Origin of the sequence: [Flexibacter] sp. ATCC 35208, assembly GCF_001975825.1 — a bacterium.
GTDB lineage: Bacteria > Bacteroidota > Bacteroidia > Chitinophagales > Chitinophagaceae > Chitinophaga.
In genome coordinates this window covers 16,818-35,890 of record NZ_MTKN01000045.1, presented here as the reverse complement: position 1 = coordinate 35,890, position 19,073 = coordinate 16,818, and the positions used below count along the sequence as shown (strand labels likewise).

20 protein-coding genes are annotated in these 19,073 nt (G+C 42.1%); 13 read left to right on the top strand and 7 right to left on the bottom strand.

Annotated features, from left to right (window positions below):
* Positions 1-36: 36 nt before the first annotated feature.
* From BW716_RS24220 to BW716_RS24200, 6 genes are all read left to right on the top strand, one after another.
* Positions 37-3,180: an efflux RND transporter permease subunit gene (locus BW716_RS24220; protein ID WP_083726893.1), complete on the top strand. Its 3,144-nt coding sequence runs from the start codon at positions 37-39 to the stop codon at positions 3,178-3,180.
* Positions 3,181-3,204: 24 nt separating this feature from the next.
* Positions 3,205-4,602, top strand: a complete 1,398-nt coding sequence (locus BW716_RS24215) for an efflux transporter outer membrane subunit (RefSeq protein WP_083726891.1) — start codon at positions 3,205-3,207, stop codon at positions 4,600-4,602.
* Between the two features lie 584 nt (positions 4,603-5,186).
* Entirely contained in the window at positions 5,187-5,378 is a 192-nt protein-coding gene (locus tag BW716_RS24210) for an AAA family ATPase (RefSeq protein WP_083726889.1), read from the top strand.
* Positions 5,379-5,766: 388 nt separating this feature from the next.
* Positions 5,767-6,417 (top strand): ATP-binding cassette domain-containing protein, encoded by a 651-nt coding sequence (locus BW716_RS24205; protein ID WP_083726887.1) that lies wholly within the window; start codon positions 5,767-5,769, stop codon positions 6,415-6,417.
* 161 nt (positions 6,418-6,578) lie between these two features.
* Entirely contained in the window at positions 6,579-6,701 is a 123-nt protein-coding gene (locus BW716_RS37725; protein ID WP_220388825.1) for a class I lanthipeptide, read from the top strand.
* 52 nt (positions 6,702-6,753) lie between these two features.
* Positions 6,754-7,260, top strand: coding sequence for a YkgJ family cysteine cluster protein (locus tag BW716_RS24200; protein WP_083726885.1), 507 nt, complete (start codon positions 6,754-6,756; stop codon positions 7,258-7,260).
* 67 nt (positions 7,261-7,327) lie between these two features.
* On the opposite strand, the gene BW716_RS24195 is transcribed toward BW716_RS24200, so the two are convergent.
* Complete coding sequence (locus tag BW716_RS24195; RefSeq protein WP_083726947.1) at positions 7,328-8,617, bottom strand: hypothetical protein; 1,290 nt, start codon at positions 8,615-8,617, stop codon at positions 7,328-7,330.
* A gap of 57 nt (positions 8,618-8,674) precedes the next feature.
* Between BW716_RS24195 and BW716_RS24190 the strand changes: the two genes are divergently transcribed.
* Positions 8,675-9,034 carry an iron chaperone gene (locus BW716_RS24190; protein WP_083726883.1) on the top strand — a complete coding sequence of 120 codons (360 nt, stop codon included), beginning with the start codon at positions 8,675-8,677 and terminating at the stop codon, positions 9,032-9,034.
* A gap of 38 nt (positions 9,035-9,072) precedes the next feature.
* On the opposite strand, the gene BW716_RS24185 is transcribed toward BW716_RS24190, so the two are convergent.
* The gene (locus tag BW716_RS24185; RefSeq protein WP_083726881.1) at positions 9,073-10,893 is read right to left on the bottom strand and encodes a beta-N-acetylhexosaminidase; all 1,821 of its coding nucleotides are present in this window, start codon (positions 10,891-10,893) and stop codon (positions 9,073-9,075) included.
* 83 nt (positions 10,894-10,976) lie between these two features.
* Between BW716_RS24185 and BW716_RS24180 the strand changes: the two genes are divergently transcribed.
* Positions 10,977-11,225, top strand: a complete 249-nt coding sequence (locus BW716_RS24180) for a PAS domain S-box protein (RefSeq protein ID WP_083726879.1) — start codon at positions 10,977-10,979, stop codon at positions 11,223-11,225.
* Between the two features lie 84 nt (positions 11,226-11,309).
* Here BW716_RS24180 and BW716_RS24175 read toward each other — a convergent pair whose 3' ends face one another.
* On the bottom strand, positions 11,310-13,796 hold the full coding sequence (locus BW716_RS24175) for a DUF5686 and carboxypeptidase-like regulatory domain-containing protein (protein ID WP_083726877.1): 2,487 nt from the start codon (positions 13,794-13,796) through the stop codon (positions 11,310-11,312).
* A gap of 373 nt (positions 13,797-14,169) precedes the next feature.
* On the opposite strand from BW716_RS24175, the gene BW716_RS24170 reads away from it, so the two are divergent.
* Entirely contained in the window at positions 14,170-14,766 is a 597-nt protein-coding gene (locus BW716_RS24170; protein WP_083726875.1) for a phosphatase PAP2 family protein, read from the top strand.
* 131 nt (positions 14,767-14,897) lie between these two features.
* Here the strand turns inward: BW716_RS24170 and BW716_RS24165 are convergent, their stop codons facing one another.
* Positions 14,898-15,308, bottom strand: a complete 411-nt coding sequence (locus BW716_RS24165) for an SRPBCC family protein (RefSeq protein WP_083726873.1) — start codon at positions 15,306-15,308, stop codon at positions 14,898-14,900.
* 50 nt (positions 15,309-15,358) lie between these two features.
* Between BW716_RS24165 and BW716_RS38485 the strand changes: the two genes are divergently transcribed.
* Genes BW716_RS38485 through BW716_RS39050 form a run of 3 tightly spaced genes read left to right on the top strand, consistent with a single transcriptional unit; the run spans position 15,359 to position 15,739 of the window.
* Positions 15,359-15,484 carry a hypothetical protein gene (locus BW716_RS38485; RefSeq protein ID WP_255373896.1) on the top strand — a complete coding sequence of 42 codons (126 nt, stop codon included), beginning with the start codon at positions 15,359-15,361 and terminating at the stop codon, positions 15,482-15,484.
* 17 nt (positions 15,485-15,501) lie between these two features.
* Positions 15,502-15,648 carry a hypothetical protein gene (locus tag BW716_RS38100; protein WP_235643937.1) on the top strand — a complete coding sequence of 49 codons (147 nt, stop codon included), beginning with the start codon at positions 15,502-15,504 and terminating at the stop codon, positions 15,646-15,648.
* The gene (locus tag BW716_RS39050) at positions 15,641-15,739 is read left to right on the top strand and encodes an aldo/keto reductase (protein ID WP_368677825.1); all 99 of its coding nucleotides are present in this window, start codon (positions 15,641-15,643) and stop codon (positions 15,737-15,739) included. Before BW716_RS38100 ends, BW716_RS39050 begins: the two co-directional genes overlap by 8 nt.
* A gap of 90 nt (positions 15,740-15,829) precedes the next feature.
* Here the strand turns inward: BW716_RS39050 and BW716_RS24160 are convergent, their stop codons facing one another.
* The gene (locus tag BW716_RS24160; RefSeq protein ID WP_083726871.1) at positions 15,830-16,780 is read right to left on the bottom strand and encodes a bifunctional helix-turn-helix transcriptional regulator/GNAT family N-acetyltransferase; all 951 of its coding nucleotides are present in this window, start codon (positions 16,778-16,780) and stop codon (positions 15,830-15,832) included.
* A gap of 121 nt (positions 16,781-16,901) precedes the next feature.
* Here BW716_RS24160 and BW716_RS24155 point away from each other — a divergent pair, with 121 nt between their 5' ends.
* Positions 16,902-17,678 carry a hypothetical protein gene (locus tag BW716_RS24155; protein ID WP_083726869.1) on the top strand — a complete coding sequence of 259 codons (777 nt, stop codon included), beginning with the start codon at positions 16,902-16,904 and terminating at the stop codon, positions 17,676-17,678.
* Between the two features lie 79 nt (positions 17,679-17,757).
* Here BW716_RS24155 and BW716_RS24150 read toward each other — a convergent pair whose 3' ends face one another.
* Both BW716_RS24150 and BW716_RS24145 read right to left on the bottom strand, forming a co-directional pair.
* Positions 17,758-18,180: an OsmC family protein gene (locus BW716_RS24150; protein WP_083726867.1), complete on the bottom strand. Its 423-nt coding sequence runs from the start codon at positions 18,178-18,180 to the stop codon at positions 17,758-17,760.
* Between the two features lie 82 nt (positions 18,181-18,262).
* A complete protein-coding gene (locus tag BW716_RS24145) occupies positions 18,263-18,919 on the bottom strand; it encodes a class I SAM-dependent methyltransferase (RefSeq protein WP_083726865.1) in 657 nt (218 codons plus the stop codon).
* Between the last annotated feature and the right edge of the window lie 154 nt (positions 18,920-19,073).

Sequence of the window (19,073 nt, the reverse complement as noted above, 5' to 3'; positions counted from 1 at the left end):
TTCACTGTAATGGTTCACACAAAACTTTAAAATATTATGCTTAAGATATTCATAAAAAGACCGGTCTTATCTACTGTAATATCGGTAATAATAGTAATACTGGGAGTATTAGCTTATTTAGGGCTCCCCGTTACACAATACCCTGAAATCGCCCCCCCTACAGTTAAGGTATCGGCTACTTATACTGGTGCCGGCGCAGACGTAATCCAAAGAAACGTTATTATACCACTGGAAGAGCAGATAAATGGTGTAGAAGGAATGACTTACATGACATCCACCGCCACTAATGATGGTGATGCTACCATCACTGTATACTTTAAACTTGGTACAAACTCAGATATAAACGCTGTAAACGTACAGAACAGGGTGCAAAGGGCCACTAATTTACTGCCTGCCGAAGTAACCAAAGCAGGAGTAACTGTAGATAAGCAGCAAAGTAGTAACCTGCTCATCTTTGCGCTTAAAAGTAAGAATCCGTCTTATGACCAGACATTTTTAAGCAATTATGCCAACATCAATCTTATACCGGAAATTAAGCGGATAAACGGCGTGGGCAGTGTAGTTTCATTTGGTACAAAGGACTATTCCATGCGTGTTTGGCTGAAGCCGGATATAATGGCAACCTATGGCATAACCCCTGCAGATGTGAACAACGCGCTTGCTGAACAAAATTTTGATGCTGCGCCCGGTAAATTTGGAGAAAACAGTGACCAGGTTTTTCAGTACACCATTAAATATACCGGCCGGTTGATCGATACCACGCAGTTTGGTAACATTATTATGCGTTCTAAAACTGATGGACAGTTATTACGATTAAAGGATATCGCCAGGCTGGAATTGGGTTCCCTCACCTATTCTTCTACTATGAATACTGACGATCAGCCCGCAACAGTTATTGCTATAAGCCAAACGGCAGGATCCAATGCCCAGGCCATTATTAAGGATGCCATAGCTACACTTGATAAAGCTTCCGCATCTTTTCCCGAAGGTGTTAGTTATATACCCTTGTTGAACGCGAATGACTTTTTAGGTGCATCTATAGAAAAAGTAATACACACTTTAATAGAAGCCTATATTTTGGTTTTCCTTGTTGTTTTTATTTTTCTCCAGGATTTTCGCTCCACCCTTATACCGGGTATATCGGTATTGGTGTCTATCATCGGTACGTTTGCCTGTCTCAGCTTGTTTGGCTTTACAATTAACCTGCTAACGCTTTTTGCTTTGGTCCTGGCCATCGGTATTGTGGTAGATGATGCTATAGTGATCGTAGAGGCGGTACATGCCAAGCTTGATGAAGGTTATAAATCAGCATACAATGCATCTGTTGATGCTATGTCTGAATTGGGCGGAACTATCGTAGCAATTACATTGGTAATGGCCGCCGTGTTTGTTCCGGTTTCTTTTATCAGCGGTAGCTCAGGGGTATTTTTTAAACAGTTTGGTTTAACGTTGGCTTCAGCAATTGTAATTTCAGCGATCAATGCCTTAACGCTAAGCCCCGCATTATGCGCCCTGTTTTTGAAACCACATGAAGAACATAATGGAACCAGAAAAAACCTGCTGCAAAGGTTTTATATGGCTTTTAATACCGGTTTTGATGCCTTAAAGGGCAAATACCAAAAGTCAATAGGCTTCTTAACCCGCAAAAAATGGATCATTCCGTCTGCAGTAGTTCTATTTACCGCATTCCTGGTTTTCTTCATGAAAACATCGCCAGGCGGTTTTGTGCCCAATGAAGATCAGGGAACCATCTTCGCTGATATCAGCTTACCGCCGGGTAGCTCTCTTGAAAAAACCATGCAGGTTGCCAATATGGTAGACAATATGGCGAAGAATATACCTGAAGTTGCTAACCGGGCAAAAATAACCGGGCAAAGCATTATCAATGGTACCGGTAGCAATTTTGGATTGCTCATATTTAAGTTAAAGCCGTGGGATAAAAGAGAGGGGGTAAAAGTAGATGATGTGATTGGCAGGTTATTTGGAATGACTGCCGGAATAAAAGATGCAAAAATCATCTTCTTTGCACCACCCACTGTACCAGGCTTCGGTAACTCTAGCGGGTTTACCATTGAATTGCAGGATAAAACAGGGGGCAGCGTTGAAAATTTCAGCAAAGTAGCCGGTGGCTTCCTGGGAGCAATTAACCAACGCCCGGAAATCTTATACGGCGCTACTGGGTTCAATCCTAACTACCCTCAATATTTAATGAATATAAACGTAGCCAAAACAAAAGAAGCCGGCATTTTACCCAGCGATCTGATGTCAACTATGCAGGGGTATTACGGTGGTATATATGCTTCTAACTTTAACCAGTTTGGTAAACAATACCGGGTTATGATACAGGCTGATGCTAAATACCGGAGCAATTCACAGAGCCTCAATAATGTATATGTTAAAAATGCATCTGGTAACATGGCGCCTGTGTCCGAATTTGTTACCCTCACTTCTGTTAATGGACCACAAAGTTTGTCAAGGTTCAACCTGTATAATAATATATCTGTTATCGGCAGTCCCAAACCCGGGTTTAGCAGCGGCGATGCACTTAATGCTGTGAGAGAAACTGCGGCCCAAACCCTGCCTGCCGGTTATACTTTTGACTACTCAGGATTATCACGTGAAGAGGTAAATTCTGGCGGACAAACAGTTTTCATCTATATACTTTGTATAGTGTTTGTATTCTTTTTACTGAGCGCTCTTTATGAAAGTTATATTATACCGTTTGCAGTTCTATTATCCCTTCCTGTAGGCTTGTTTGGCACTTACCTTTTTGCAAGGATCATGGGGATAGATAACAACATATACATGCAAATATCTGTAGTGATGCTGATTGGTTTACTCGCTAAAAATGCTATCCTGATAGTTGAGTATGCAGTTGCAAGGCGAGAGAAAGGTATGACAATTGTAAACGCCGCCATTGAAGCTGCCACAGCACGTTTGCGGCCTATATTAATGACGTCACTTGCGTTTATTGTGGGCCTGATGCCGCTGATGTTCTCATCTGGTGTTGGTGCTGCCGGCAATCGCTCTATTGGCACCGGTGCTGTAGGCGGAATGCTAGTAGGAACAATATTCGGTGTATTTATTATTCCTGTCCTTTACATCATTTTTCAAACATTACAGGAAAAATTCAGCGGAAAAAAGAAGCCAGGTGAGGTGGTAATTCCTGCATTAGATTAATGATCATTAATTAAATCAAACAACATGAACTTAAAATATCTTACACGTACAGCTGCTGTAATTGCAGTGGCTGTACTAATATTGCCTGGATGCAAAATAAGGCAGGCCTACATACGCCCCGCTGTTGAAACAGATAGTCTGTACCGCGCCGCATACACTACAGATACAGCTACCATCGCAAATTTATCCTGGAGACAGATGTTTAAGGATGACAAATTGCAGGCTTTGATACAGGAAGGAATTGCCAATAATTACGATTTAATAATCGCCGTGGCCCGGATCAAACAAGCCGAAGCCAACTTGCGGCAGGCCAAAGCAGCATTTTTACCAACACTAAGCGTTGAACCACAATACACGAAGCAAAAAGTTGCTGCTACACAAGGCGGGAACCTGGGTTTTACACCAGCAAACGTTTACGCGGTTCAAGGCAACGCCAGTTGGGAAATAGACTTGTGGGGAAAATTAAGTAGTGCCAAAAAGGCTTCACTCGCATTACTTTTACAAACTTATGCCTACCAACGGTCTGTTCAGACAAAACTGATTGCCGACATTGCTACCAACTATTATAACCTGTTGGCTTACGATAAGCAACTGGCTATAACTGTGGAAACTGTGGATAACCGTAAAGAAGATGTAGAAACTAATAAAGCATTAAAGATAGCTAATCGTGTAAATGAAGCATCAGTTGCACAAAGTGAGGCCAACCTTTATGCGGCCGAGGTTACCATACCCGATCTGCAAAACAGTATTCGCGAGACTGAAAATGCATTGTGCGTTTTGACTGGAAGACATCCTGGTACAATTCAAAGAAACATGCTTGATGGGCAAGAGGTAGACACTACATTACAAACCGGTGTGCCTGCACAATTGCTAAGCAACCGCCCTGATGTACAACAGGCGGAGTATAATGTCAGGTACTATTTTGAGCAGATCAATGTAGCCCGCGCTTACTTTTATCCCACTCTTAATATTACAGCCCAGGGTGGTTGGCAATCGGCAACCGTTGGCGATCTGTTTAAAAGCGCTACCATTTTTGGTAATGTTGTAGGAGGTTTAACACAGCCTGTATTTAACAAAGGACAGAACAAACAACGGTTGCAACTTGCGAAAGCACAATACGAAGAGAATGTGGCAACGTTTCAGCAAACAGTACTTGATGCCGGTCGCGAAGTTTCTGACGCGTTATACAACTACAAAGCAGTTCAGGATAAAGCCTTAACACGTAAGCTGCAACTTGATGCCTGGTTCAGATCTGTAGATTACAACCGCGAACTGCTTAAAAACGGTTACGTCACCTATACCGATGTTTTAACATCTGAACAGTCCTATTTATCTGCACAATTAAGCGGCGTAAACGACCGGTTGCAACAATTGACATCATTAGTAACGTTGTACAAAAGTTTAGGAGGGGGATGGAAATAAGCTTGTACAGATAGGTAATGTCCAATTTACACGCCCGGACTAAATCCTGACATCTATTTATACTACCCTCGAACTTTAACCATACTATATTCACACAATTTAGTCTAACCACCCCCTAAATAAACCCGATCCTGCATAATCTGGTTCGAGGTTATGATACCTGGGAACGCAAGGAAATTAAACGAGGCTGTATTTCTTAAGTAAGATACGGCCTCGTTTTATTCAGATACCTAATGGAGATAGGTAGTCCTTTAAGCACTTCTGAGGAGGTTTATTTATTTTTATTACCGATGCTTTAAGCTAGATACAATGACCGTAATAGCTTTTTCAAAGAGAATACGCCACATGAAAATTTTATCATATACAATGATACCACTCTATCAACCCAAAAGGGATGGTGGTCTGGACAAAAGCGGTATTCCAGAAAATAATCCATCCTAACGAGAATAGTCTTTCATTCACTGAAACCCAATTTCAGTGATTTGTAAACCTGAAATTCAATTAAATTCAGGGATTATAAACCTGGAATTTATTGCAAATTCAGGTTTATGAGATCTACATTTGCTATATAATTCAGCCCGAAAATGATTAAAAGAGCTATATATGATCAGATTATCAGCAGTCTCTTCAAAGGAAAAGCCATTATCATTACCGGACCCAGGCAGGTAGGAAAAACCACTTTGCTTCAGGCAATTATGGAACAGGCTGAAGGAAAAGTACTTTATCTCAACTGCGATGAGCCGGATATCCGACCAATGCTGACAGGTACCCATTAAGGTCGACGAAAATGGAACACTGCAAAAACACAAACTGACGGGTAAGTAAAATGATAAAGAAAAGTACCACTAGCAGGAGTAGTTTAATGATAAAATTGTTATTTATCTTTTGCAAAAGGTTTATACTGCCCTCCGTGCTGTTCACAATAGTATGCTGTTTAGTTATCTGGAGATTTCAGTTAACGAATACAATAGGGGCTATTATATGGATGAAAGCCCTGAGTAACCTTGTATTCTATTTCCTGTTAAAGACGTATAGAAGTAATGAATATTATTTCTTTTACAATCTAAACGTGAATCCAAACAAACTTTATATTTACACGTATCTATCAGACTTCTTATTATTTGGCATACTGGCTTTCCTTACCTCACAAAATTCAATAGCCCGATGAATATATTAGAAGTTGATAGTGTAACATATAGCGTCATGGGGAGACAGATACTTTCGGATGTATATATAAAAACACAAACGGGTCGTATAACGACGCTGATAGGAAGAAATGGCCAAGGTAAATCGTCTTTATTTAAGGTGATCTATGGTACTGTAAATGCAGAAAACAAATCAGTAAGACTGAATAATACCTACTTGCGGAATGATCTGTATAAGGTGAAAGGTCTGATAAACTTCCTGCCACAATCTTCCTTTTTACCTAAAGCGCTTAAAGTAAAAGAAGCTTTTGATTTTTTCTCCATGGAGACAAGTGATTTTTTTGAATACTTCCCAGAGCTGAAATTTTCAACAGCGGACAGGTTAGGCCAATTATCAGGTGGTGAAACCAAGCTGATAGAAGCCTTCCTGGTTATTCGCTCAAATACGCTGTTCACCATATTGGACGAACCGTTTGTTTATCTGATGCCAATTTATATAGAACGATTAAAAGAAATAATCAGTCACGAAAAGAAGAATAAAGGGTTCCTGGTCACAGACCATTTAGTACGTGAAATATGTGATATCAGCGATGATATCTATTATATAAACACAGGAAATGTTTGTTTGACTAATGTGGAGAGGCTAAACAGACTCGGGTTTTTCCTATAAATACATTGTCAGGTTCAATTCAATTGAAATGTTATAGCTACAACATAGCTATATCCGGACAACTATTACTATAACTATTGTAGGATCAATATAAACTTTTGGATCCATCGCGTCAAGTCTGAAATTCGTATTAGAGTAAGGTACAATCTCTAAAAAGAATCATGAAAAAGAAAATCAAACTCAACAAGAAGAAAATCGCTGAACTGGACAAACAAACTGCTTCTCAGGTTAAAGGTGGTGGTACTACTTCAGACTGCACAGTAACGATGAAAGAACCTGGATGATTTGATTGTGTATCAGTTTCTATTTTCTTAAAAATTCACCTACCTTCGCAGCTTGAAACTGACTACCACACTCACAGAAATCGCACGCGCTGCGGAAGAAAAGGAAGCTGAAAATCTCGCATTCAGATCATACCTGCAATCACAAAACTCAGATGACATAGATGAACTTGTACAGGAACTGGATACCCTCATCACCCCACAAATAGACTGCACCTCCTGTGGTAATTGCTGCCGTAACCTCATGATCAATGTTACGGAAGATGAAGTCACTGTATTAGCTACACATCTCAACACCACCAATACCGAACTCAAGGAAAAATATATCGAAACCGGCTCCAGCAATGACATGATGATCATCAACACCATCCCCTGTCATTTCCTGCACGAAAGCCGCTGCACCATCTACGAACACCGCTTTGCCGGCTGTCGGGAATTTCCGGCACTGCACCTGCCAAAGTTTAATAAACGACTATTTACCACTTTCACTCATTACAGCACCTGTCTCATCATTTACAATGTAGTAGAAGAAATGAAAAAAAGAGTATCATTTCATGTGTAATGTAGTAGAAGAAATGAAAAAAAGACTGGCATTCTAAACCGCTTCATGCAAACCAAATCCCTTCCAACTAAAACGCCTCATTCAACCCCAAAAAGAACCCCTTCGCTCCAAACTTACCCCAGGCATAATCCAGGCACAAATTCGTCCTCGTCAGCTTATTAAACAACACCCGCAAACCCGCACCACCACCCGGCTGCCACACCTGAAACAACTTTGTCCCTGATGCATCATTCGCCGTCTGCATATGAAAGAACGCCACCCCACTCAGGAACTTATTCCTTAATATCGGAAACCGATACTCTACCTCCGAATAGTTATACTGCGTCCCCTTAAAATACCCTACCGTATACCCCCTCCCACTTCTAAACGACGGATCCTTGCTCGTACCCGGCAATTCCAGGTAAGGAATATTCCCCGCTATCAAATAAGATCCCCAGTTCCAGAACGCGACCACATGCTCCGGATTCCGCTGCGACAAACTAAAGTATTTTCTAAAATCAGATGTAAACTGCAACGCATTTCGCGTACTCGCCAGCCAGGTTTGATTCAACCTGAAACCCGCATCTATATACATCCCTTTATATGCCCGGTTCTGATTATCCCTCGTGGTATACTGTACATTGAACAACAACCCGTTTGCCATATAGTGATCCCTGTGAAACCCATGCCTGTCACTATAAATATCATAAGGCGTATTCCCTGAAGTATCTGTTTCTGTGAGTTTTCTCCTGATATCAAATGATACCCCTGCTCCTAAAAACAAATGCGGCACCACCTCCTTATACACCTTCTCCCTGAAGTTATAAAACTGCGCATGCAGTCCCCGTGCCTTACGGTCAGGATTTGCCAGCTGTTTATCCGTTTCACTACCCGCAGGATCTATCCCTATCCCCAAACCATAATCAGGTGTCACCGTTTTTGCAGCTACCAGGTTCCCCTGAAAATTCCATTTATTCCCCGGTGTGTAGATATTATGACTGATGTAGAAATAGATGATCCCCTTTGTAGTGATAGATGCTGAAGTGGCACCTACCGATAATAACGTATTCGGATCATTGCCCAGCTTCCTCCCGGCTACCGCCTTGATACCAATCTGTGACCCAATACTGGGATTGGATGCGATATTCGGAACAATGATGATACCTGAAGGTTTCTTATCCGGATCCCTGTGCACATGAAAAATATCCCTGACGAGATCGGTAAAGTCAAATTGCGTTTCCAGCCTTTCAACGACTACAGGGTTATTCAAATGAACACGCGAAGAATCACCCTTCAGCGTATCGGCAGCCGGTACAGGTACCTGGCCAAATGCACTGGTACAGCAGCCTGCCAAAATGAACAGAAACAGGCCCTTCAATAAAGCGGTTTTGTAAAGAGGTAACATTAAATTAGCGGAAACAAATTTTAAACCAACATGATAACCAACATGACTGTCACCGAATATATCTCTTCGTTTCCCACTCACATCCAGGCCCTGCTACAACAGGTACGACAAACCATACAACAGGCTGCCCCTGATGCTACAGAAACTATAAAATATGCTATACCTACCTTTGTACTAAATGGCAATCTGGTGCATTATGCGGCATTTAAGCACCATATTGGGTTCTACCCTGCCCCAACAGGCATCAGGGCGTTTGAAAAGGAATTAGCGCCTTATAAACAGGGAAAGGGGTCGATCCAGTTTCCCCTGGATCAACCCCTTCCCCTGGATCTTATTACTAAAATCGTTATTTACCGTGTAAAACAAAATGCCGAAAAAAAGAAGAAATAACTTCCCCTCTAAAGTAGCCTCCCCTCTAAAATTATCCCTTACCCCTTTTTCAGTTCAGCTACAGGTATGGAAATTATCCTGCCTACCGGCCTGCCCTTTTTAAAACTGACAACCCTTAGCATTACCGCATCTTCTGGCAGCACAAAAGGCCCCTTGTATAATAAAGACTTTATATCCGGGAATGAATTATCCACACTATAATGCATTTCCAATCCATCTATTTCAGGAATAAACGTACACACACCTGACTGCAGGGTTACATCCGGCTCATACATACAAGGTGCATAATTAACGGTATCTCTGTCTAATAACTTCATATGCTGCTCTACCTTCTCTACAAAACGCGGCCAGTCTTTCTTTGATGCCGGACTCCACAAACTCTCCGCCACCGCCAATCCACGTGGCCAGGTCATATATTCTACCTTGCTGAAATCGAAGATCTGCTCTGTCCACAAATTCGCCTGCCCACCTAAAACATAGGCTGGATCTACACCAGCAGGTACCGGGTTGAATGCATACACCTTCTTCAATCGCAGGTTTTCATACACCTTTGATTCCATATACTTATTTCCCTGCACATAGTCAATGTATACATAGTTGTTCGGGGTCATCACCACCTGGTGTTTCAAACGGACGGCCTCTATCCCCCCCTTCTCGCCCCTCCAGCTCATAATGGTAGCATTTGGTGCCACCCCGCCTTCCAGGATCTCATCCCACCCTATCAGTTTCTTACCTTTGGATGTAACAATCGCTTCTACTTTCTTTTCAAAATAAGCCTGCACCTCTTCATAGTTTTTCAGTTTTTCCTTCTGCATCAACGCAGTCACATTCGGATCTTTCTGCCAGTAATTCTTCGCACATTCATCACCACCTACATGTATATAACCAAAAGGAAATAAACCCGCTACCTCTCCAAAAACCTTATCCAAAAACTTATACACCTCTGGTTTGGCAGGATTGAGGGTATTATCATACCGGGCTACTATACCATGATCCGTCCAATCCATGAAACCCTTTTCACCTGAATACACCTTGTAATTCACTGCATCCTTTGTACCTGACAACTCCGGATAGGCCACTACCGCCGCCATAGAGTGACCAGGAATATCTATTTCAGGAAGGATATCGACATACTGCGCCTTTGCATATTGTACAATGTCTTTTATATCCTGCTGGGTATAAAATCCACCATAGTTATACTTTGCATCTTTTCCAGGTGCTGAAAACTCACCGTAATAACCATACTTTTCCACACACCATGCACCTACTTCTGTCAACTTAGGATAACTCTTTATTTCTATACGCCACCCACCATCATCTGTCAGGTGCCAATGCAGCACATTAAATTTGTAAGCAGCTATTTCATCAACATACCGCATCACTTCTGCTTTGGTAAAGAAGTGCCTGGATACATCCAGCATCATGCCTCTCCACCCTACCACAGGATAATCCCTGATTGTCAGGTAAGGCACATCCGGCATTACCAGCAACTGCCGCACTGTCTGTAACCCATAAAACAATCCATTCTCTTTATTCGCAGAAATATGAATACCATCCTTATCAATTTCAAGCAGGTAGCCCTCTGCACCAATTCCACTATCTTCTTTTTTCAACAGGGTCAGGGAAATATTAGTTGTATTCAAACCCGTTATATTCTTCCTGCAATCCGCTTCCAGCTGTGCCTTCGCTAATGATAAGGAAGCACCCTTAACATCTGTCGTCCAGCTAATGTCCTGCCCCAGTGCCAAAGTGCCACTATGAACTTGCATAGATACAGGCTCAGGAATAATATTCAGTTGTTGTGCATGACTATTCATGTTGCAAAACATTGCCAACATCATAGAGGTAAGTAATCTCATACGTGAACTCTTTATTCCCGATAAAATAAGAAACTATTTCCTATTATCTTATATTTGTTTCGGACGATACATACATTATTCCAATGGACACAAGACCACTACCAGATGACTCCGCTTCGTACGAGCGCCTGCTACAGCTTGCTGAACAAAAAAACGCAACCCTCCTTCGCAATGAGGAGCGATACCACAAAATGGTGGAAGAAATGGAAGACTATGCCATCCTCCTCCTCGACACAGATGGGTGTATCATTAACTGGAATAAAGGCGCCGAAAAGATCAAAGGTTACAAAGCAGCCGAAGTCATAGGTTGTAACTCCATCAATATTTCCTGATCTTCCCTGTCGTCGTCTGCTAACAGGAATTTAAACATTCTTTCGTTCATAGCGCGATAACTAATATAATATACTACTTATCGCTTAAAAATCAAACTTCAACATCGCCCTTATTCCCCATGATGGCACATCCGGATGATCCAGGTAAGTGAACCGCTTCACCACATCCACCCTGATGATCTTAAAGATATTGCCAACACCCACACTTCCCTCAATATAAGGCCCGTTACTCAACGAATAGGTGCCGGAAGGGAACAACATCAGTTTTCCTGCATTCTCACTCCTCAACCCACCCCACAGGAACTTCGCATTCACCACTTCTCTCCATTTCAACCTGCGTAACAATGGCACCTTGTTAAAGAAAAATCCATTGAAGTGATGATCTATATTCACACCTGCATAATGATCGCTCACAAACTCCAAAAAGTTCATCAGGTTGTAAGACTGCAACTGAAAGGAATACGTCTGGTTCGCCCTGTGAATATCCAGCAATGGAAACGGTACCTGTCCAAACAAATATGAACCTTCTGCACTCACATCCGTATACCCCAGCTGCGACAAATAAAACCGCTTTGATATATTCAATCCTACATGCTGGTAATTGTATTCACTATTCAGCAATCCTTTAATACCCTGGTTGTACCGCAATGTAAATACAGGATACTTATCTGTAATCGGTGTACGGTATAATTTACTCTGGTAAAACTGTTCATGTGGTGCATAACGCAATGTCATATTCACTTCGCTGGTCTTCACACCTGCTACATTGACCGCCTCTTCATTCACCAGTTTCTGGAAAGACAATCCTCCTGCCGGATGCTGGTCCCAGTATTTAAATCCAAAGGAATAAGAGAAATGATTCTGTAACTCACGCATGTACTCTACCTTGAAAAAATCATTGTACAGCATCTGATTGCTGGTACCGCGCTTGAATGATAACAACACGTTGTTCTCCTGCACAAATTGCAGTTCCTGCCCCGGAATCTTGGTATCGTGTTGAAAACTGGCCCGGATATAATGTTGAGGGAAAGTATAAATTGATTTATTGTTCAATGAATAAGTGGCACTCGCGAAATACTTAAAGCGTTCATCTTTTACCCCATACGCCACATACCCTTCAAAGTAAATCCGCTTGCTCAGTTGCTCCGTCGTTCTGCCCCCAAAGCGTGGCCGGAAACCTTCCACCGAATTAAAACTGTAGAAAGTATTCACCGGTCCTATTTCAAAAGGCCCGAAGTTTTTAAACCCAATCAATAAAAATGTAGCCCAGTTCACCGCTCTCTTAAAAGAAGGCGTATGCTGCAGGCTATCCATATTTTTGTATACCCCCGACGCTGGTCCTGACAATGCAAAAGGACGATTCGAGGTCCAGTAACCGGTATCCTTTTTCTCCGCATCTGCAAGCGTTTCTACCGCAGGTCCTGCATAATCTGCAGCAGGTCTTTTTTTATCCAGGAAGAAGCTATCTATCTGCACAATACGCTCTCCATACATCCCTTTCCCTTTCTCTTTGCTAAGACCAAAATCTATCTTCAGCGTACTTTCTTTCAACTGGTTTCGCTCATCAAAAGTAAGGTTGGCTTCCATACGCCGTACAAAGTTCAGGTTGATACGCTTATCCACCGTCAGTTCTGCCCGCGATATGGCATATGTACTATCCAGCCTGATATACAACCGCCCTTCAAAGAGCAGGTCTGTTTTACTCCGGGGACTGAAATCCAGTACCACCTGATTATCTACCGTATCTGTGATGAAATATTTATAAAACCCTGGTGCACCACCCGCCACAGGACTCAATAACTGGTTCGTCATCACCATGATATTATTCTGGTAAATATCTATATCCTGGTAAAAGAAATTGAGTGTGGAAGACCAGCCTTTATTATCAATCAGATTTTCATCGTACTTCACCTGTTTGCTGGCACGGATAATCTGCTTTTTGGTATAAGGATTGCGACGATAATAATTGTCAGACATCTTTTCTTCCATATACACAGGCAGCATCAACCTTCCACCAATGGCATTGGAATCCTGCTCTGTAAAAAGGAACTGGTAATTTTTAAAGAGACGCCGGTTACGAAAGGTATCTGTCAGATGACTGAGTGAGAGTAACATCCTTTCATATTTATGATACTCTACATAGTCATAATTTTCCGGACGGTTCTTTGATTTATGTGCAATCACTTCCCTGATCAGGTCGACAGCAGGATTATTCTTATTCGAATATTTCTGCCTTTTCCCCGATTTGACCACAACTTCATTGAGACCATAGGTATCCTGCACCAGCTTTACGTTGATCACCTGCTGCTTGTCGGGTACTACGGCAAATTTCACCGTTTTGTATCCCATTGCATAAACGGAGATCTGTGTAAATGGTTCGTTAGCCGTCAACGTAAAATGACCTTTTTCGTCAGAATGTGTACCGATTGTTTTGCCAGCAATCACAATACTCACCATCTGCAGGGGAGCATGGGTGCCGGCGTCGGTCACTGTTCCTGACACCATAGTCTGGGCAACAAGAGAAATGGGAAAGGCAATCAATAAAAAATACGATAGTATCGTACACTTCATAAAGGTCTATGTTCGTTCGCGTACAGGTAGCCTGCGGGGTCAATACTACAACTGAATCCGATAAATCAGGCAGGCTTATAGGCATATGCCGGAATTGTCGCGACCAGCACTCAGATTCCTGCGATATGACCCGAAAAGCGAACACAGCTATGCAAAAACGGTATATCGACAAACTTTCGACCCTCGTCGCTAATATTAAATGATTATGAACAAAAAGTGGACATTTGAATAAATAATTAACTTACAGTCTGAATAGATTGAATAGGATACCTACAACTTAAAAAAACGATTGATAGAAGCTGCCGCCAGTGACAAGACCTACATTGTCAAGCCCGGCATTGCCAATTGAAATTCAGTGTAAACGACTTTATTTATGGACATATTACATTCGTTCAGGGAACTGGACAAGGTCCTTTTTATGCTTATTAATCATGATACAGATGTTAAATTTCTGGATCCCATCATGATAGCCATAAGAGAACCACTCACATGGATTCCCCTCTATGCGTTTATGTTATGGTTTAGCATCCGTAAGCTGAAACACAATGCAGTGTTGTTTATCGTTATGACCCTGGTGGCCTTTGCATTTACAGATGCAATGTGTGCACAGTTTGTTAAACCATTCATAGGCAGACTACGCCCCTGCTATGATCCGGAACTGAACGGTATGGTAAGAAGCCTGGTGGATTGTGGCGGCCAATACTCCTTCCCATCCAATCACGCTGCCAATCACTTTGCATTGGCAACTTATTGGTTCTTTGCAATCAGACATTACTTAGATAAAAAATGGAACTGGTTGTGGATATGGGCAGCAGCAATTTGTTATGCACAGGTGTACGTCGGTAAACATTTCCCTTCTGACGTGTTAGGTGGGGCAATCATCGGTTCACTGGTGGGTGGTTCAGCTTTTCAACTTTCACTAAGATGGCAATTCGTCTATAATATCAAAAAGGATTTATATCAAAAATAATGATTTGAAAAAGGGGTGGATCATAAATAAATGAAACACCTGAGAATCACAAAAAATGGAATCTGGCTCCATCAGGTATCCGAATTAAAGGGGGTGTATCATACATTTGATACACCCCCTTTTTAATTCGCTTAGATGGACTCAGTGTACTTCTTAAAATTATCAAGAATCGCCTGCCATCCCGCTCTTTGCATTTCTTCGGGGTTTTGATTTTCAGGTTCGAAAGTCTCGTTAATATCAGTTGAGTCTCCATGACTGTGGAAATAGATATCTACTTTGCGGCCATCGCCGAGGGTATAGCCGATTTTCTCGTGCGGCTTTACCACATCGTAGGTACCCCAAAAATCAAAGCCCATACTGCCATCTTTCGCTTCCATCCTTGAAGAAAACCGACCTCCCGGACGCAGGTCATTTGTTGCCTTGGGAGTGTGCCAGTCTTCAGAAGCTGTGCTCCATTTAACAATGTGTTCGGGATTACTCCAGATTTTCCACACCTTGTCTACAGGTGCATTAACCGTGGTTTTGATGGTGATCGTGCTCATGGTGTTTGATTTTTATACTACGAATTTAAGTTAAGTCATTTATTCCAATTATGGGCAATTCCGACAATTGCCGGGTACGATACGTCACCTATCTGTTTACTACAGGAAAGGATGCAATGCGCAAGCATGCCGGCGTAGCACCGGGCGAAATCCGTAACGCAGCAGTATTTGTTTGAAAATTGTAAGTTTCCGTTTGAATTCCTTAATAGCCGCCTGCCATGCGGCTCCTACCTTTGTATCTACAAAAAACACGCACGATATGAAGTACAGAACCCTTGGCAATACCGTCGAAAAGCTCTCCGCTACAGGATTGGGCTGCATGGGTATGAGCTTTGCATAATGATACTGAAAGCATTGCCACCCTGCACAGAGCATTAGAACTGGGCATCAATTTCTGGGACACGGCAGATATGTATGGCGCTGGTGATTAAGTATCCGAATTTAGGAGAAAGATACCTGCATGGTGCCATGAAATTAATCAATAACTAAATAAAAAATGCGGGTTGTATAACCCGCATTTTTTATAAGATCAACTCCATTTGAATATTACATCTTTCATAAGGCGTAGCACGTCCGGCTACTTTTTTAAATCCTAATTTCTGGTATAATCCAATAGCTGGTTTGAGGATCGTATTGCTTTCGAGGTAGAGGTTTTTAGCACCCAATGATCGTGCTTTCTCTACAATCGCATTACCTAGTTTATAGCCCACGCTTTTGCCTTGTGCTTTTGGAGACACAGCCATTTTAGCGAGTTCATATTCATACACAGGATCTGCCATTTTGATGAGTGCACATACCCCTACAGGTGTCTCTCCATCTAAAGCCACTAAAATATATCCTCCACTATCAAGGATGTATTCATTGGGATGATCTAAGGCTTTATAATCTGCCTCTTCCATTTTGAAATATGTGGTGATCCATTCTTCATTCAGATCGCGAAAAGCCTTTTGATATTCAGACGTGTATTCCACGATACGAATGGCATTGCCTTCTCTTAGTTTCCTGGTTTCCATTACACGGCGCAGCAGACTTTTTTCTTCCAACAGGTATTCCCATTCTTCAATCGCTGTCCAAAGGTCATTTCTTGTCTGGGAAGAGATCTCGTCGATGGCCTGTTCTACATCTTTATATTGATCCGCAATCTGAAGGGCGGTATCTTTTCCTTTTTTAGATAACTGCACCACATTCCGGCGGCCATCGGTTTTATCCTTTTTCTCAAGGAGGTAACCGGCTTTTGCCATTTCGGTGGTGATCTTACTTACGGATGGGTGGGTATGACCTATCTCTTTGGCGATAGCGGTGATGGTTTTGCCTTCACCTTTTGAGAGCACGTAGAAAACCGGAAACCACTTCGGTTGCATGTCGATACCATAGAGGCTGTAAATCTGTCCTGCGTCCTCAGTGATCTTTTCAGTGAGTAGCCGGAGTCGGCTGCCAAGTGCCATTTTGCCTGCTTCTTTGAAGAATTCCATTGTTGACATAATTTACGTAACTAGTTACGTAAATGTAATAAGTATCTCCGGAATTACCATCATATATGAAAAATCTCAATAAGTTAGGGTATCTTTGTCCTATTCCAAATGACCAATACCTATGAAAAAATCTATCCTATCCCTGCTTCTATGCCTGCTATTTGCCGGCACCAGTCATGCAGGCTGGTATGTTTGCTATAATTTCAAAGGGAAGATCGGAGACCGACCCATTCATCTCTCTGTGCAGTTGTTGCGCGGGTATGGAGATGATCCGGAAGCCATTACAGTGAAAGGGGTGTATATGTATGATAACCTCAACGAACCTATTGCGCTCAATGGTATACTCAACGAACGTACCCACATGGTTTTGAAAGAGACCATCAATAACCAGCCGAATGCGATGATGGACTTCCTTTTTTACGGGACTAAAATGAAAGGTACCTGGATGTCTTTGAAAAACAACATGACACCTGAGGTACTAGAACTGGAAAAGATCGGTGAACTGATTGATACAGTGGCTACTTCGAAGATCGCTCCCATCGATATTATACAGAGTGCCAGTCTGAAAGATAAATACCTGGTAGGGGTATATAGCAAGAAAGTCATTGGCAAACAAGCGATTATGCGGAAGCTGAAGATTGTGGATAAAGTGACCAACAAGGTGACCCAGGAAATTGACTTTGAAAAAGTAAAAACTGCCAGTGGAAATGTGTGGACCATTATTTATGGCAATGCGATCGTAGATGATATTAACAATGATGGGAACAAGGATATTACTGTGTGGAATGATGTTGGAAAGAGGGGTGGGTATCTGTACATCATTTACGATCCGAAGAAAAAGGAATATGTGTTGAATCCGACGCCTGAGGCAGATGAGATAACTCCTGCAAAGAATTAAATCCTATAAAAAAACGCTTTTGCCTCCGGCAAAAGCGTTTTTTTACATACCACGGATTGCCTGCGGCAGGCAAATTTTATTATTTATAAGTCACATTCAAAGTGATTGGCGTAGCTGCCAGCGCTTTTGAAATCGGGCAATTCTCCTTTGCTCCTTTCGCAATCGCATTAAACTGCTCTTCGCTTACTCCTGGAATCACGGCAGCAACCAGGTCCAGTGTAATTCCTGTAATACCAGGAATAGAAGGATCCAGTTCTACAGTTGCTTTTGTATCCAGGTCACCAGCTGTAAAACCAGCCTGTGTGAGAGCTGCACTCAGTGCCATGGTAAAACAACCTGCATGGGAAGCACCCAGCAGTTCTTCGGGGTTAGTACCTACTCCATCAGCAAAACGGGCGTTAAAAGAATACTGTGTGTTGGTCAACACGGTGCTCTGGGTAGAGATATTGCCCTGACCTTCTTTTAAATTACCATTCCAATGTGCATTTGCTGTTCTTTTCATAATATCTGGTTTTTAGGTTTTTTGTGTATTTGTTTGTTGATGTAAAATTGAATCTTTCTCAGCACAATAATTTTAACCTGGGTTAAAATGTCAATACTGATCCTCTCAGATATTTCAGTTTCTCAAACGCATCCAGCTCTTTAAAACCTGCATCCAACCAAAGTTGTTTACATTGGGGGTTGGCGTATAAGATCTTTAGCGGCCGGGGGTTCCGGATCAGGCTCTCCATGACCTGGCTGATAAAATCATCCATGATCACCTCGTCAAATGGATTGAAAAGGAAGATCACACCTACCTGGTCGGGAATATCATATTTTCTGGCGTCTGCACATATAATATCAACTTTACAACCGGCATACCTGGTCTCCAGGGAGGTAGCGGTTTCAAGTGCATCACTATATAACTTCGGAGAAAAATCGATGCCGGTGATCTGTTTGAATCCATATGCAGCAGCGATGGCCAGCACTCTCCCTTTACCACAACCTACATCCAGGAATGCAGTATCCAGCTCATGTTTTTCTACATGATCAAATAACCAGCTACCTGTGTAATAGTTCACGGGTTCATACATAGATGCATGCTCCAGCTCTGCTGCCGGTAAATGTTTTACCAGGTCATCTGTGCCGATTGTCTTTACACCGAACTGCTTTTCGCCGCGAATCTCATACCAGATGATAAAAAATGCCATGCTGATGCCCCAGTGCCAACCGATATAAAAAAAGTAGGAAAGATATCTCATTAGGGGATTTACAAGGTTTAAAAATGGGGTGATCTATTGGGTCTTATAAACGTGGTATTGTTACAATTCCGGTGTTGAATATAGGAATTTTTCGACAAACCCATCCGGGTCATATCTCCAAAGAAGATATTATCTTTCCATTAACAGCGATGAC